The organism is Pseudomonas brassicacearum (assembly GCF_009601685.2).
Lineage (GTDB): Bacteria > Pseudomonadota > Gammaproteobacteria > Pseudomonadales > Pseudomonadaceae > Aquipseudomonas > Aquipseudomonas kilonensis_B.
The window spans coordinates 2553165-2568612 of the sequence record NZ_CP045701.2; the positions used below are offsets into that span (position 1 = coordinate 2553165).

The following is a 15448-nucleotide window of genomic DNA, read 5'->3' on the forward strand; positions in this document are numbered from 1 at the left end:
TCGCGATAGCGCTGGCCCGGCTAGCCTCACTTGGGATCAACACGCCTGACACGCTTCATCACCACCACGAAAAACACCGGTACGAACACCACCGCCAGCGTGGCGCTGATCATCCCGCCGATCACCCCGGTACCGATGGCCTGCTGGCTCGCCGAACTGGCGCCCGTGGCGATCGCCAGCGGCACCACCCCGAGGATGAAGGCCAGCGAGGTCATGATGATCGGCCGCAGGCGCAGGCGTGCCGCCTGGAGCGTGGCGTCGATCAGGTCGTGGCCTTCGTCGTACAGGCTCTTGGCGAACTCGATGATCAGGATCGCGTTTTTCGCTGACAGGCCGATGATGGTGATCAGCCCGATCTTGAAGAACACATCGTTAGGCATGCCGCGCAACGACACGGCCAATACCGAGCCGAGCACACCCAACGGTACCACCAGCAACACCGAGGTCGGGATCGACCAGCTCTCGTACAGCGCCGCCAGGCACAGGAATACCACCAGCAGCGACAGGCCCAGCAGGATCGGCGCCTGGCTGCCGGACAAGCGTTCCTGCAAGGACAACCCGGTCCATTCCTGGCCCAGGCCCGTCGGCCCCAGGGCCACCAGCCGTTCGATTTCGGCCATGGCTTGCCCGGTGCTGTAGCCCGGTGCCGGTTCGCCGGAAATGCTCACCGCCGGATAGCCGTTGTAGCGGGTCAGTTGCGCCGGTCCCTGGGTCCAGCGGGCCTGGACGAAGGCTGACAACGGGACCATTTTCCCGCTGTTGTTGCGCACGTGAATTTTCAACAGATCCTCGACCTGGCTGCGCTGGTCACCTTCGGCCTGGACCACCACCCGTTGCATGCGCCCCTGGTTGGGAAAGTCGTTGATGTAGGCCGACCCCACTGCCGTGGACAACACACTGCCGACGTCGGCAAAGGAAATGCCCAGGGCATTGGCCTGCTTGCGGTCGACCTCCAATTGCACCTGCGGCGCCTCCGCCAGGGCGCTCTCACGCACATTTATCAGCACCGGGCTTTTTTCGGCGGCGGCGAGCAATTCGCTGCGGGCCTGCATCAAGGTGGCATGGCCGAGGCCGCCACGGTCCTGCAAACGGAACTCGAAACCGCTGGAGGTGCCCAGGCCATCCACCGGCGGTGGCAGCACCGAGAACACCATGGCGTCCTTGATCTGGCTCAGCGCCAGATTGGCGCGGTCGGCGATGGATGCCGCCGAATCATCGGCGCCGCGTTGCGACCAGTCCTTGAGGGTGGTGAAGGCCAGGGCCGCGTTCTGCCCGCTGCCGGAAAAGCTGAAACCGAGAATGATCGTGCTGTCACCGACCCCTGGTTCGCCGGCGTTGTGGGCTTCAATCTGCTCGACCACCTGCACCGTACGATTCTTGCTGGCACCCGGTGGCAGCTGGATGTCGGTGATGGTATAGCCCTGGTCTTCCACCGGCAGGAACGAGGAGGGCAGGCGACTGAACAGCAGGCCCATGCCCACCAGCAACACGCCGTAGATCAGCAGATAACGGCCGCTGCGTTTCACCGCATGGGCCACCCAACCTTGATAGCGCTCGCCGAATCGGTCGAAACCACGGTTGAACAGGCCGAAGAAACCGGTCTTGGCGTGGTGGTCACCTTGGGCGACGGGTTTGAGCAAGGTCGCGCAAAGCGCCGGGGTCAAGGTCAGGGCGAGAAAGGCCGAGAACAGGATCGAGGTCGCCATCGACAGTGAGAACTGCTGGTAAATCACCCCGACCGAGCCCTGCATGAACGCCATCGGAATGAACACGGCCACCAGCACCAGGGTGATGCCGATGATTGCCCCGGTGATCTGCCCCATGGCCTTGCGCGTGGCCTCTTTGGGCGACAACCCTTCCTGGGCCATGATCCGCTCGACGTTCTCCACCACCACGATGGCATCGTCCACCAGGATGCCGATGGCCAGCACCATGCCGAACATCGTCAGCACGTTGATCGAGAACCCCAGCGCGAGCATCGTCGCGAAGGTGCCCATCAGCGCCACCGGCACCACCAATGTCGGGATCAGGGTGTAGCGGATGTTCTGCAGGAACAGGAACATCACCGCGAACACCAGCAACATCGCCTCGCCGAGGGTATAGATCACCTTGGTAATCGAGACCTTGACGAACGGCGACGTGTCGTAGGGGATCTTGTATTCCACGCCGGCCGGGAAGTAGCGCGACAGCTCGTCCATTTTCTTGCGCACCAGGGTCGCGGTGTTCAAGGCATTGGCGCCTGGCGACAGTTGCACGGCCACGGCCGTGGAGGGCTTGCCGTTCAGGCGCGTGGAAAACTGGTATTCCTGGCTGCCGATTTCCACCCGGGCCACGTCGGCGATGCGCACCGTCGAGCCGTCGGGGTTGGCCTTGAGCACAATGTCGGCGAACTCTTGCGGCGTGTTGAGCTGGCCTTTGACGACGATGGTCGCGGTGATTTCCTGGGTGCTGCGGCTCGGCAGATCCCCCAGGCTGCCGGCCGACACCTGGGCGTTCTGCGCCACGATGGCGGCGTTGACGTCGGCCGGGGTCAGGTTGAAACCGACGAGTTTCTGCGGGTCGATCCAGATCCGCATGGCCCGTTCGGCCCCGTACAACTGGGCCTTGCCGACGCCGTCCAGGCGCTTGATCTCGTTCATCACGTTGCGCGCCAGGTAGTCGCTGAGGGCCACGTCGTCGAGCTTGCCGTCGCTGGAGGTGAGGGTGATCAGCAACAGGAAACCGGCAGAGACTTTGTCCACTTGCAAGCCTTGCTGGGTCACCGCCTGCGGCAGGCGCGACTCCACGGCCTTGAGGCGGTTCTGCACGTCGACCTGGGCCAGTTCCGGGTTGGTACCGGGTTGGAAAGTCGCGGTGATGGTGGCGCTGCCCAGGCTGCTCTGGGATTCGAAATACAGCAGGTTGTCGGCGCCGTTGAGTTCTTCTTCGATCAGGCTGACCACGCTTTCGTCCACGGTTTGCGCCGAAGCGCCCGGGTAGACGGTGTAGATCTCGATTTGTGGCGGGGCCACGACCGGGTATTGCGCCACCGGCAGTTGCGGGATGGCAAGGATCCCGGCCAACAGGATGAACAGCGCGACGACCCAGGCGAATACCGGACGGTCGATGAAGAATTGCGGCATGGCTTAATGTCCTGCCTGTGGCCCGGGAACCTGGGCGAGGGGAAGTGGGGAATCGTCGATCCGGACTTGCTCGCCGGGGCGGGCGTGTTGCAGGCCTTCGATGACGATGCGGTCGCCGGGTTTCAAACCCTGCGTGACGACCCAGCGATCGTCTTGCACGGCGCCCAGTTGCACCGGTTGTTGGCTGACCTTCTGCTCGGCGTCCAGCAGCAATACCTGGGCAACTCCGGCGCTGTCGCGCAGGATCGCCCGTTGCGGCACGGTGATGCCCTGGCTGTTGACCGCCTGTTCCAGGCGCACGCGAATGAAGCTGCCGGGCAGCAGGTCCAGGTCGGGGTTGGGGAATTCGCTGCGCAGGGTGATCTGGCCGGTGCTCGGGTCGACGCTGAGGTCGGTGAACAGCAATTTGCCGGGCAGCGGATAGGGGCTGCCATCGTCCTGAATCAACGTGGCCTTGGCCTGGCCCTGGCCGACCGCTTGCAAAAGCCCTGTGCGAAAGGCGCGGCGCAGGTTATTGAGTTCGCGGGTCGATTGGGTGAGGTCGGCGTAGATCGGGTCCAGTTGCTGGATCAGCGCCAACGGCGTGCTTTCGTTCTGCCCCACCAGGGCGCCTTCCGTTACCAGGGCGCGACCGATACGCCCGGAAATCGGCGCGGTCACCGTGGCGTACCCCAGGTTCAGCTTCGCCCGTTCCACCGCGGCCTTGTTGGCAGCGACGTCGGCGGCGGTCTGGCGCACGCTGGCCCGGGCGTTGTCGTAATCCTGGCCACTGATCGCCTTGTCATCGATCAATTGGGCGTAGCGCTGCGCCTGCAAGCGGGCCTGGAATGCATTGGCCTCGGCCTTGCGCAACGCGGCCTGGGCACTGTCCAGGTCGGCCTTGAAGGGCGCCGGATCGATGCGAAATAGCACCTCGCCCTGTTTGACGTCGCGGCCTTCACGAAACACCTGCTGCAAGACCACACCGGCCACCCGGGCCCGGACTTCGGCCACCCGCGGTGCGGCGATGCGGCCGCTCAGCTCGTTGCTGATCGACAGTGGCCGGGCCTGGACGGTTTCGACACGCACGCTTGCCAGCGGGGCGGATGCTTGCGGGGGCGAGGCGCTATCACAGCCACTGAGCAATAGTGCCCCGACCAACAGGCCCAGTGCGACGAAAGGAATCTTGGACATGGTGCTTCCCCAATATTGAACCGCCCATGGTAGGGAGCGAGGCCAATGGCAGGGGTGAAGCTTTGTAGGGGGTGTGTGAAATTGTGTAATCACCCTAGTGGTCTGTTTCAGGGGCCACTAGATCCGAAAATGCCCCACCAACTGCTGTTGACGGTTGGCCATGGCATGCAGCGAGTGGCTCGCCTGCGATGCTTGTTCCATCTGGCCGGTCAATGTTTCGCTGATCCCTCGAATGTCACTGACGCGATGGCTGATGTCTTCCACCACGGCGCTTTGCTCCAGGGCCGCGCTGGCGATCTGCTGGTTCATGTGCTCGATCACTTCCACGGCATCGCTGATGTGCTGCAGCGCCGCCTGGGTCTTTTCGACCTGAGCGACGCTGTCTCTGGCCTGTTCGCGGCTCAATTGGGTGCTGTGCACCACTTCCTGGCTCAACTGTTGTAACGCTTCGATCACGGTGCGTATCTGCTCGACCGAGTTCTGCGTGTTGCTGGCCAGATGGCGAACTTCATCCGCCACCACCGCGAAGCCGCGTCCCTGTTCACCGGCCCTGGCCGCTTCGATGGCGGCATTCAAGGCCAGCAGGTTGGTCTGCTGGGCAATGGCGCAGATCACGTCCAGCACCTGGCCAATGTGTTGACTGTTGCCGGCCAGCGCCTGCACTTGCTCAAGCGTCGTCTCCAGACGCCGGTCCAGGCTGTCGATGCTGGTGACCGCGTTGGCGAACAATTCACGTCCCGATCGGCTGGCGTTTTCGGCGACGGTGGCGGCATCGGCCGCCTGGTGGGAGTGACGGGCGACTTCCTGGGCGTTGGTGCTCATTTCATGCAGGGCGGTCGCTGCCAGCTCGACTTCCCGGTACTGCGTGTGCATGCCGGCGCTGACTTCCCGGGCCACCTGCGCCGATGTATCGGCGGTGTCGCGGGTGTCCAGGGACGCTTGCTGGATATCGCGGATGATGGGCTGCAATTTATCGAGGAAGCGGTTGAAGCCCTTCGCCAGTTGACCCAATTCATCGTGGCGGTCGTTGGGCAGGCGCTGGGTGAGATCACCGTCGCCTTCGACAATGGCGTCGAGCATGTGCGCCACCCTGAGCAAGGGGCGTGTGACGCCGTAGGCCGTCAGCCAGATAAGCAATAAGCCCAGGCAACTGGCGAGCAAGCCCAGGCTGAGGTTGAGCCAATTGGCCTGGCGACGCTTGTCGTCCAACTGGGCCTGCATTTGCAGGGCCGGCGCTTGCACAAGCGACTCAGGCACGCGTATCTGCAATTGCCAGGGGGTATTGGCGGGAACGGTTTGCACGGCTTGCTGAACGTCGACGGAGGCGCCGTCGACCGTGCCGCTATGGCCGGCAACTTGCCCTGACGGAGAAAGAATGTTGATCTCGCTGTGACCGGGGTACAGGTCGTTGGCAAGGCTGGCGGCCAGTTGCTGGAGGGTATCGAGGCTGATGTCCATACCCACTACGCCGATGACTTTGCCCTGGTCCAGCAACGGTATGGAGATGCTGCTCATCAACGTCTTCTGGCCTTCGACTTCAATCGCATAGGGCTCTGTCACGCAGGTGCGCCCCTGGGTCTGTGGGCAGAGGTACCAGGCGTTTGCTGGCTCGCTGCCCGGTGGCGCGGTGTTGGCGCTGATCTGGGCTTCGCTGAGCACCTCTTGCACCAGTTGCCCAGGTTGGCTTTGCGACCAATACAGGGCAAAGCGACCTTTTTCGTTGCCGGCCAGATCGCGTTGGCCAATGAAACCAGCATCTTCACCAACCAGTGCGTCGGGAAGCAGCACCACGTAGAAGCCGAGGACTTTTTCGCGGTTTTGAAGGGCTTGGCGGGTCGCGGCGATCAGGTCCCTGCGCAGTTGCCCTGGCGTCAGTCGCCCGTTCCACGCTTGGGCGCGCAGTTGCATGACTTGTTGGGCAAATCCTTCCCCATAGATCGCTGTTTCGCTGAAAAAGCGTTCCACCCGCTGACCGTGGGCCAGACCCTGTGCCTGCAAACCTTCCAAGGCCGAGCGGCCGAGCAGTTGGCTGCTCTGTTGCTTGAGCAGCGTTGCGCCTTGCTGGTTCTGATACAGGGAGGCGCCGGTCAATGCCCCGACGACGGCCAGCAGGCACAGCCCACTCAGGAGCGTGATCCGCCATTGGATAGAGAGACGAGCGAAGAACATGCTGAAGTTACCTACGCTTAGGGGCTTTATTGTTTTGGGCCCAGCACTGTCTGAGCGGTGGGCGAGGTTATCTTGCGGCAGGAAGCGCCTACCGGTTATCCCGAATCGGCAGCCGTTGTGCTCCGGCACTGGGCTAATGCGGTTCACTCAATAAAACGCTGAAGCTGTGCCACAGAACGCTCGCTGGCCTGCGGTAGGAGCTGCCGAAGGCTGCGATCTTTTGATCTTGATCTTTCGCTTGAGACTCAATGGGGCTGAAAAGATCGCAGCCTCGCTTCGCTCGACAGCTCCTACAGCGCCAGCCAGCCCCAGCGGGAGTAATCCCTCGCCACGGGTTTGTCAGCGTTACCGCATTGGGCTGACCTGTTTTGGGGCACAGCTTGGGATGCTGCCGTTTTGGGATAGCGAAGGGTTTTGGCAAGGGCCTAGCATCGAATCCAGCGTGCAAGCAGAACAATAAGCATCGGGAAGTCGGCGAAGCTGGCGTCTGCGATCCAGCAACACTGCCTCATACTAAGGTCAAGAATAATGAGTGTATCTTTCCCGATCAGCAGCTCGACGGAGTTGAAGCGCGGCGCCTTGGGTGTCGGTTTCATCATCTTCTTTGTGATTTCGGCGGCGAGTCCCTTGAGCGTCATCGCCGGCGGTTTCCCCATTGGCATCATGCTGGGCAACGGCGCTGGTACACCGGCATTGCTGCTCCTGGCCTTGCTGGTGTTACTGGCGTTTTCGGCGGGCTACACGGCCATGTCCCGCCACATGACCAACGCCGGTGGTTTTTATGCCTTCACCTCCCGCGGCCTGGGTGGCCTGGCCGGCGGTGCGGCGGGGGTGTTGGCGATGTTTGCCTACAACATTCTCCAGGTCGGCCTGTACGGCATGTTCGGCGGGGTGGTCAGCGGCACGATGGCCAGCGTCTTTGGCCTGGACTTGCCGTGGTGGGCGTATTCGCTCCTGGCGATGGCGAGCATCGCGATTCTTGGCTATCGCAAGATCGATCTATCGGCCCGAGTGCTGTCGGTGGTGGTCATTGCCGAATATCTGGCGATCCTGACACTGGATTTCGCCATCCTTAAAACCGGTGGCGACAGCGGCATCAATTTCGCTTCGTTCGAGCCCAGCCATGTATTCAGCGGTACGCCATCGATCGGCTTGCTGTTCTGCTTCGCGGCGTTCATCGGCTTCGAGGCCACGACCATCTACGGCGAAGAGGCGAGGAATCCGCATCGTACGATTCCCATTGCCACCTACAGTTCGGTGCTGTTGATCGGTGGTTTCTATGCCCTGTCGGTCTGGGCGATGGTGATTGGCGTCGGGGCGGACAAGATCGTGCCGGCCCTGCAGGCGCTGCAAGATCCGACCACATTCATCTACGGTATGTCCGATCATTTTGTCGGCCCGCACCTGACCCAGATCATCCGTGTGCTGTTCATGGTCAGCATCTACGCCGGACTGCTGGCGTTCCACAATGCCGCGGCCCGTTACTTCTATGCCATCGGCCGTGATGGTTTGCTGCACAGCCGGTTGGGCACCACCCATCGCGTGCACCAGAGTCCGCACATGGGCTCGGTCCTGCAAAGTCTGATCGCGGCGGTGGTGGTGTTGATCTTCGCCGCGCTGGACGCCGATCCGATCCTTCAGCTGTTCGCCTGGTTTTCCAACCTGGCCACGCTGTGCGTGATCCTGCTCATGGCGCTGACCTCAGCGGCGGTGTTTGTCTATTTTCGAGCTCATCCGGAGCTGAAGGTGGGGTTCTGGCGCGGTCGGATTCTTCCGGGCTTTTCGTGCCTGGCATTGCTGGTGGTCCTGGCTCTTGCGGTGATTCATTTCGACGTGCTGACGGGCGCCAGCCAGCTCTTGTCCTATGGCCTCTGCGCTGTGATTCCCGTCGCGCTGATCGTCGGCGTGTTCCTCGCTGTTCGATTGCGCAAGGCCTCGCCCGAGCGGTTCATGGCGCTGGGAAGCCACAAGCTCTAAGGCATCACGCACAACGTCAATCCACCCAGAAACAAGTCCGCTGTCGTTCGGGACGGTTCGTCAGCGCGTGAAAGGAAGGTTCTATGCACGATTATCAAATGCTCATCAATGGGGCTCGGGTCGACGGTGAGAACGGGCACTTTGATGTGCTCAATCCGGCGACCGGTACGGTGTTCGCTCGATGCGCGGCCGGTTCCCTGGCCCAGCTGGACCTGGCCGTCGAAGCGGCGCAGTCGGCCTTTGTCGAATGGCGACACAGCACCCACGAAGATCGCCGCCAGCGCCTGCTGAGCATCGCTGCCGATCTCGAACAGGAAGCCGAGGCGTTGGCCCGGCTCATTGTCCTGGAACAGGGCAAGCCGCTGGAATTGGCGTTCTGCGAGGTGATGGGCGCGGTGGCCTGGACGCGCTATGCCGCCGAGCAGCAGATTCCCGTGGAGTTGGTGGAAGAAACCCCGACCCAGCGTATTGAACTGCACCGCAAGCCGTTGGGCGTGGTCGCGTCGATCACGCCCTGGAATTGGCCGTTGATGATCGCCGTCTGGCACATCATGCCGGCCTTGCGGGCCGGCAATTGCGTGATCAGCAAACCGTCAAGCCTGACCCCCTTGAGCACCCTGCGCCTGGTGGAAGTCATCGCTCGCCACGTGCCTCGGGGCGTGATCAATAGCGTGACCGGTGAGCAAGGGTTCGGCAGTGCGATCACCTCCCATGCCGGTATCCAAAAGATAGTCTTCACCGGCTCCACCGCCACCGGCCAAAGCGTGATGCGCGGCGCCGCCGGCAACCTCAAGCGCCTGACCCTGGAGCTGGGCGGTAACGATGCCGCCATCGTACTGCCAGGCACCTCGGTCGAGGCGGTCGCCGAAGATATTTTCCAGGCCGCATTCCTGAACATGGGGCAGACCTGCGCCGCCCTCAAGCGCTTGTACATCCACCAATCCCAGTACGAGGCCTTTGCCGAGGCCCTGACCCAGATCGCCAGGCGTCAGGTGGTAGGTGACGGCCTGGCGCCCGGGGTCACGTTTGGCCCGGTGCAGAACCTCGAACAGCTGGCGCTGGTGGAGGAACTGGTGGCGGATGCCCGTGCCCAGGGGGCGCGTGTGTTGTGCGGCGGTGCTCGTCTGGACCGCCCGGGCTTTTTCTATCCACCCACGCTGGTCGCCGATGTGACCGATGGGCAGCGCCTGGTGGATGAGGAGCAGTTCGGGCCGGTTTTGCCGCTGATTGCCTACCAGGATGTCGAGGATGTCCTGCGTCGCGCCAATGCTGGCGACATGGGCCTGGGTGGATCGGTCTGGGGACGCGACAGCGAGCAGGCACAGGCCCTGGCCAGTCGCCTGGAATGTGGCATGGCCTGGGTCAACTGCCATGCGCAGATCCAGCCGAATACGCCGTTTGGCGGCAGCAAGATGTCCGGGTTCGGCGTCGAGTTCGGCCTTGAAGGGTTGCTGGAGTTCACCGGCCAGCAACTGCTGTACGTACGCAAGCGTGAAACAGAGTGAGGAATGCAACCATGTACGAGCACTACAAGACAGCACCAAAAAAATTCTGGCACCCGATGAGTTCTTCGGCGCCGGCGAACCGCTCCAAGACGTTGATCATCGCCCGTGGCGACGGTAACTACATCACCGATATCGAAGGCCACCGCATGCTCGATGGTGTCGGCGGCTTGTGGAACGTGAACGTGGGCCATAACCGGGCTTCAGTGAAGGCGGCCATTGCCGCGCAGCTGGATGAACTGGCTTATTACCAGACCTTCGACGGCATCGCCCATCCGCGGGTGTTCGACCTGGCCGAGCGGCTGACGTCGATGTTCGCCCAGGAAAACATGACTCGGGTGTTGTTCAGTTCCGGCGGTTCGGATGCGGTCGAGACGGCCCTGAAAATGGCCCGCCAATACTGGATCGCCAGCGGCGAGCCAGGGCGCACGCGCTTTCTGTCATTGCGCAATGGCTACCATGGCGTGCACGTGGGCGGCACCTCGGTGGGCGGCAACGGCGTGTATCACTACAACCACGGGCCGCTGCTGGCTGGCTGTCATCTGCTCGACACGCCGTGGCTGTACCGCAACCCCTGGGACTGCCGCGATCCGGAAGAACTGACCGCTCACTGCATTCGTCAGTTGGAAGACCAGATCGCACTGCTCGGCCCGCAGACCATTGCCGCGCTGATCGCCGAACCGGTGCAAGGCGCCGGCGGCGTGATCGTGCCGCCGGCGTACTACTGGAAGGGGCTGCGCGAAGTCTGCGACCGCCACGGCATCCTGTTGATCGCCGATGAAGTGGTGACGGGTTTCGGCCGCACCGGCTGCATGCTCGGCAGTCGTGGCTGGGGTGTCGCCCCTGACGTACTGTGCCTGGCCAAGGGCATCACCGCCGGTTACATCCCCATGGGCGCCACGGTCTTCAACCAGCGCATGGTCGATGCCATCGAGAACGGCCCGGGTTTCAGCAACGTAATCATGCACGGCTACACCTACAGCGGGCATCCGACTGCCTGCGCGGCGGCCCTGGCGGTGCTGGACATCGTCGAGGCCGAGGATTTGCCGGGCAACGCCGGGAAGGTCGGTGCCCAGTTGCTGGAGCAACTGCAACCGCTGACCGAACGTTATGCAGTGGTGGGCGAAGTGCGCGGCAAGGGCTTGATGATCGCCGTGGACCTGGTGGCGGACAAGGCCACGCGCGAGCCGCTTGACCCTGCTACGGGCCTGGCCTCGCGCATCGCCGAGCAGGCGCGCCGGGCCGGCGTACTGATGCGCCCGATAGGCAACAAAATCGTGATGTCGCCACCGCTGACCCTCACCTCTGACGAGGCCGCCCTGATGGTCGGCGCGTTGGACAGTGCGCTCGCCGACTGCCGCTAGCCTGTAAGCCGGCGCAGCGTGCTGCGCCGGCTCCTGAATATAAAGACAGCCTTCAAAGGCGCACCACAAGGAGCTTCAGCCATGCGGAACCTATCGCGTATGGAATTTTTCGGCAGTGGCCTTGCCTGTACGCTGGCGCTCTGCGCCGCGAGTCAGGTCCAGGCCTATGAGTTGTATGCCGATGACGACACTCATTTCAACGCCGACATGCTGGCGGTGTTCGGCCATTTCAACAGCCGCAAGAACTACGACGGCAGGCCAGGTGGTTCAACCTGGCGCGAAGGCTTCATCAAGTATGGCGTCAGCGGCGACCAGGGCCTGGCCGGCCATGGCACCGTCTACGGGGCGTTCAGCCTGGTCAGTTCCGCCACCTGGGGCGATGGCGACGCGGCCGGCAATTCGCTGGGCAGCGAGCGCACGACGAAGATCGAAGACGCTTACCTGGGCTGGCGCTCCGCCGATCTGTTTCCGGTGCTGGGGCAGGACGGTGTCGATATCTCCGGCGGCCGCCAGGTGGTCAAGCTGGGCAGGGGCTTCCTTATCAACGATGACGGGCCGAACCTGGGCAAAGGGCCTGCCGATGGTCGCTTGAATCGAGGGGGCGCCTATTACCTGGCTGCCCGGCACGCGTTCGATCAAACCGCCGTATTGCGTCTGGGCGGGCAGGATGGGCTGCATGGCGGTGTGGTGTGGCTCAAGTCCGATAACCGCGCCCAGGCCGAAACCGAACTGGCTGCCGGCACGCTGGACTACACCACCAAGGCCGGGACATTGGGCTTGACCTGGATCCACGGCCTTGATGTGAGTGACCGCTGGGCCAGCGATTTTCAGCGCCAGCGCAAGGGCATGGACGTCTACAGCATTCGTGGCGAAGGCGACGCGGGCATCGAGAACGCCAGCCTGGCATTCGAATACGCCTGGCAGGACAAGGACGCCGGCCCGCAGAACGCCTGGTACGCCGAGGCCGGCTACACCTTCGCCGATCTCGCCTGGGCCCCGAAGCTGACGTACCGCTACAGCCGCTATTCCCAGAAGTGGGACTCGCTGTTCACCGGGCAGAGCACGGGTTATGGCACCTGGTTCCAGGGCGAAGTCGCGGGCAATTATGCCGGGCCCTTCAACAGCAACACGGGCATTCATCATGTCGGCCTGACAGCCACGCCGTTGGAGAACCTGACCCTCGGTGCGTTGTACTTCGATTACAACACCGTGCGTAAAGACAACGCCCTGAACCTGGATGCCCGCGAGCTGGATGTGTATGCCGAGTGGGCCGTCAACGAGCATTTGATCATTACCCCGCTGATAGGCCTCTACAAGCCGGACCGGGATGCAACGACGGGGGGCAATCAAGTGGCGGGCAATGGCACCAACGTCTACAGCCAGGTGACGGTGGCCGTGCCGTTCTGAGGCAGGGGTGTTCGGTAAACCTTGTGGCGAGGGAGCTTGATCCCGCCGGGACCTGTAGGAGCTGCCGAAGGCTGCGATCTTTTGATCTTGATCTTTCGCTTGAGGCTCAATGGGGGGCGAAAAGATCGCAGCCTCGCTTCGCTCGACAGCTCCTACAGTGCCCAGCTTCCTCCCACAGGTTCAGCGCATCCGCTCGGCAATCCGCCGGGTGGTGTCCATCACCATTTCAATCACGGTTTCCTGGCGCAGCAGTTTGAAGCTGTCGGTGCTGCCGACGGCTGAAAGGCTGCCCACCACCTCGTCGAGCCCAGGGTTGATGATCGGCGCCGCGATACCGGTGAGCCCTTGGTTGAGTTCATCGTGGGTCAGGCAATAGCCGTCCTTGCGGATCTTTTTCGCCGCTTTGGAGAAGCTTGCCCAGTCGTAGGTATTGTCAGGGTCGTTGGCCAGGTGTTCTTCGAACAGGCGTTGCAGGCGGCGTCCCTTTTGGAAGGCGATCAGCACCTTGGATTGCGCACCGCGAAAAAACGGTAGCGGCTGGCCGCGACCGAATGCGAACTGGTAGGTGTCATTGGGTTCGGCAATGTAGGTGTTGATGATGTGGCCGTCATAGAAAACGCTGGCGAACACGGCCAGGCCGGTGGCTTCGGACAACTGGTGCATCAACTCGCGGCCCGCCACGAGGATCGGGTCGTATTGGCGCATCATCCAGTCAAGCTCGATGATGCGTGGCCCCAGGCCGTAGCTGCCGGCATCCACTCGGACCAGCAGGCCTGCATCACACAAATCCTTGACGTAGCGGTACACGGTCGCCCGTGACAAGCCCATGCGCTCGGCGATGGTGTCGGGGTCGATCTTCAGCGTTGCCGGGCCGAACAGGTCCAGCACACTCAGCATTTTGCTCAGACTGCTCATTTCGCTCCTAAAGGGGGGAATGGCGCGTAGGTGGTCGTTTGGATGAGCACTATAGGTAGCTGCGCCAGTGATGGAAAGCCCGCTCGCTCGGCAAACGGGGCGTTGCCACGATACGCCAGTGCTTGAGAAAAACAAACATATTGAAGGCTATATTCTCTCTGTAATTTTGCATAAATCTCAAAATAAGAGCTTTTATGTGTAAAAAATACTTGAGCGGAGGGTTTTTCTGTGTGATAAATCTCAGCCACTGCAAACGCTCGATCAAGAGGGCTGGAAATGAATGGTGCGCAACTGATAGTGAAGGCGGCGGTGGCGAGCGGTATCGAATACTGTTTCGCCAATCCCGGAACGACTGAAATTCCCTTGGTGGCAGCCATGGCCAGTGCGCCAGCCCTCAAGCCGGTGTTGTCCTTGTTCGAAGGGGTGTGCACCGGTGCTGCGGACGGCTACGGCCGGATTGCCGGCAAGCCGGCGATGACCCTGACTCACCTGGGGCCAGGCTTTGCCAATGGCATTGCCAACCTGCACAACGCACGTCGCGCCAACACTCCGATCGTCAACGTCATCGGCGATCACGCGTCATGGCACGTCAATTACGATCCGCCGCTGGCCAGTGATATCCAGGCGCTGGCCGGGAGCGTTTCCGGTTGGGTGCGCACGTCGCGCACCGCATCGGGTGTCGGCGAAGATTTCCAGGAGGCGGTGCGCGCCGCCTGGCAGGCCAACGGGCAGATCGCGAGCCTGATTCTGCCGATGGACCTGCAAGCCAATACGGTGCAGCACGAGAAAGCCTTCACGGCATTGCAGGCCCCGGTCCGCCGTTTTGCCGGTGACCGGGTCGAGGCGGTCGCCCAGGCCCTGCGTGATGGTCGGCGCCTGGTGTTTATCGTTGGCGACCAAGGCCTATCCGTCGCCGGACTCGAAGCGGCGGGGCGTCTGGCTCAGTTGCCGGGCGTACGTTTGTTCGCCGAAACCTTTCCGCGCCTGAGCTATCGCGGCGGTGGTTTGCCTGACCTTGATCGCCTGCCTTACTTCCCCGAAGTGGCCATTGAGATTCTTGACCAGTACGACGCGGTGGTGTGTGCCGGCGTCCCCGAGCCCATCAGCTACTTCGGCTACGAAGGCATTGCCTCCCGGCTGGCGGAGCGTGAACGCCTGCTGTGTCTGGCGGAGGTGGGGGACGACGTTGCCGGCGCGCTCACTGCGCTTGCCGATGCGCTTGAAGCGCCGGCTTATGTGCCAACGCCAACCGGTATCGAGCTGCCGCCAAGCGAAGCCACGTTGACACCGCAGTCCGTGGGTCAGGTACTGGCTGCATCGCTGCCGGACGACTGCATCGTTTCGGTGGAAGGCGGGACGTGCGGCTATCCGTTCTTCACCGCCTCGGCCCATGCCGCACGGCATCGGGTCTTGACCAACACCGGTGGGGCCATCGGCCAGGGCATCCCGGTGGGTTTTGGCGCCGCCATGGCCGAGCGCGGCAACCGTGTGTTCTGCCTGCAATCGGACGGCAGTGCCCAGTACACCATCCAGACCTTGTGGAGCATCGCCCGTGAGCAACTGCCGGTGGTGATCCTGATCGCGGCCAACCATCGCTACGCCATTTTGCAGAACGAGCTGCGCCGCTTCGGCATGACCGAGTTGGGTCCCGAGGCCCTGAGCCTGACGGTACTGGACCGTCCACGCATCGATTGGAAGGCCTTGGCCAAGGGCTACGGCTTGCCGGCCAGCACCGTGCACACCAATGGTGAGTTGCAGCGCGCCCTGGCCAACGCCAAGGCCGATGGCGGTCCTTGCCTGATTGAAATGGCGTTGTGAA

Annotated in this window: 10 protein-coding genes and 1 pseudogene; 5 read left to right on the forward strand and 6 right to left on the reverse strand. The window is 62.6% G+C overall.

Annotated features, from left to right (window positions below; all coding sequences use genetic code 11):
- Positions 1 to 26: 26 nt before the first annotated feature.
- The 4 genes and pseudogenes from GFU70_RS11260 to GFU70_RS29080 all read right to left on the reverse strand — a co-directional run.
- A complete protein-coding gene (locus tag GFU70_RS11260) occupies positions 27 to 3122 on the reverse strand; it encodes an efflux RND transporter permease subunit (protein ID WP_116642496.1) in 3096 nt (1031 codons plus the stop codon).
- Positions 3123 to 3125: 3 nt separating this feature from the next.
- A complete protein-coding gene (locus GFU70_RS11265) occupies positions 3126 to 4295 on the reverse strand; it encodes an efflux RND transporter periplasmic adaptor subunit (RefSeq protein ID WP_153388039.1) in 1170 nt (389 codons plus the stop codon).
- 117 nt (positions 4296 to 4412) lie between these two features.
- Complete coding sequence (locus GFU70_RS29075) at positions 4413 to 5168, reverse strand: methyl-accepting chemotaxis protein (RefSeq protein ID WP_413468854.1); 756 nt, start codon at positions 5166 to 5168, stop codon at positions 4413 to 4415.
- Positions 5169 to 5270: 102 nt separating this feature from the next.
- Positions 5271 to 6464 (reverse strand): annotated as a pseudogene (locus GFU70_RS29080) (HAMP domain-containing protein); the annotation flags it as partial.
- Between the two features lie 528 nt (positions 6465 to 6992).
- Here GFU70_RS29080 and GFU70_RS11275 point away from each other — a divergent pair.
- The 4 genes from GFU70_RS11275 (at position 6993) to GFU70_RS11290 (ending at position 12714) form a co-directional block, all read left to right on the forward strand.
- On the forward strand, positions 6993 to 8441 hold the full coding sequence (locus GFU70_RS11275; protein WP_058546782.1) for an APC family permease: 1449 nt from the start codon (positions 6993 to 6995) through the stop codon (positions 8439 to 8441).
- 83 nt (positions 8442 to 8524) lie between these two features.
- Complete coding sequence (locus GFU70_RS11280; RefSeq protein WP_116642493.1) at positions 8525 to 9946, forward strand: aldehyde dehydrogenase family protein; 1422 nt, start codon at positions 8525 to 8527, stop codon at positions 9944 to 9946.
- A gap of 11 nt (positions 9947 to 9957) precedes the next feature.
- Positions 9958 to 11307: an aminotransferase class III-fold pyridoxal phosphate-dependent enzyme gene (locus GFU70_RS11285; protein ID WP_058546784.1), complete on the forward strand. Its 1350-nt coding sequence runs from the start codon at positions 9958 to 9960 to the stop codon at positions 11305 to 11307.
- 81 nt (positions 11308 to 11388) lie between these two features.
- Positions 11389 to 12714 (forward strand): hypothetical protein, encoded by a 1326-nt coding sequence (locus GFU70_RS11290; protein ID WP_116642492.1) that lies wholly within the window; start codon positions 11389 to 11391, stop codon positions 12712 to 12714.
- A 180-nt stretch (positions 12715 to 12894) separates the two neighbouring features.
- Here the strand turns inward: GFU70_RS11290 and GFU70_RS11295 are convergent, their stop codons facing one another.
- Together GFU70_RS11295 and GFU70_RS11300 are read right to left on the reverse strand one after the other, a co-directional pair.
- On the reverse strand, positions 12895 to 13629 hold the full coding sequence (locus tag GFU70_RS11295; RefSeq protein ID WP_058546786.1) for an IclR family transcriptional regulator: 735 nt from the start codon (positions 13627 to 13629) through the stop codon (positions 12895 to 12897).
- Positions 13626 to 14006, reverse strand: a complete 381-nt coding sequence (locus GFU70_RS11300) for a hypothetical protein (RefSeq protein ID WP_193034323.1) — start codon at positions 14004 to 14006, stop codon at positions 13626 to 13628. The genes GFU70_RS11295 and GFU70_RS11300 overlap by 4 nt, the downstream gene beginning before the upstream one ends.
- Here GFU70_RS11300 and GFU70_RS11305 point away from each other — a divergent pair.
- Positions 13906 to 15447 (forward strand): acetolactate synthase large subunit, encoded by a 1542-nt coding sequence (locus GFU70_RS11305; RefSeq protein ID WP_116642491.1) that lies wholly within the window; start codon positions 13906 to 13908, stop codon positions 15445 to 15447. The genes GFU70_RS11300 and GFU70_RS11305 overlap by 101 nt on opposite strands.
- Position 15448 lies beyond the last annotated feature (1 nt).

Bases quoted from the DNA above. Each gene is read 5' to 3' on its own strand.
- GFU70_RS11290 (WP_116642492.1), top strand. From the start codon at position 11,389: ATGCGGAACCTATCGCGTATGGAATTTTTCGGCAGTGGCCTTGCCTGT.
- GFU70_RS11265 (WP_153388039.1), bottom strand. From the start codon at position 4,295: ATGTCCAAGATTCCTTTCGTCGCACTGGGCCTGTTGGTCGGGGCACTA.
- GFU70_RS11295 (WP_058546786.1), bottom strand. From the start codon at position 13,629: ATGAGCAGTCTGAGCAAAATGCTGAGTGTGCTGGACCTGTTCGGCCCG.
- GFU70_RS11300 (WP_193034323.1), bottom strand. From the start codon at position 14,006: ATGGCTGCCACCAAGGGAATTTCAGTCGTTCCGGGATTGGCGAAACAG.
- GFU70_RS11260 (WP_116642496.1), bottom strand. From the start codon at position 3,122: ATGCCGCAATTCTTCATCGACCGTCCGGTATTCGCCTGGGTCGTCGCG.
- GFU70_RS11305 (WP_116642491.1), top strand. From the start codon at position 13,906: ATGAATGGTGCGCAACTGATAGTGAAGGCGGCGGTGGCGAGCGGTATC.
- GFU70_RS29075 (WP_413468854.1), bottom strand. From the start codon at position 5,168: ATGCACACGCAGTACCGGGAAGTCGAGCTGGCAGCGACCGCCCTGCAT.
- GFU70_RS11285 (WP_058546784.1), top strand. From the start codon at position 9,958: ATGTACGAGCACTACAAGACAGCACCAAAAAAATTCTGGCACCCGATG.
- GFU70_RS11280 (WP_116642493.1), top strand. From the start codon at position 8,525: ATGCACGATTATCAAATGCTCATCAATGGGGCTCGGGTCGACGGTGAG.
- GFU70_RS11275 (WP_058546782.1), top strand. From the start codon at position 6,993: ATGAGTGTATCTTTCCCGATCAGCAGCTCGACGGAGTTGAAGCGCGGC.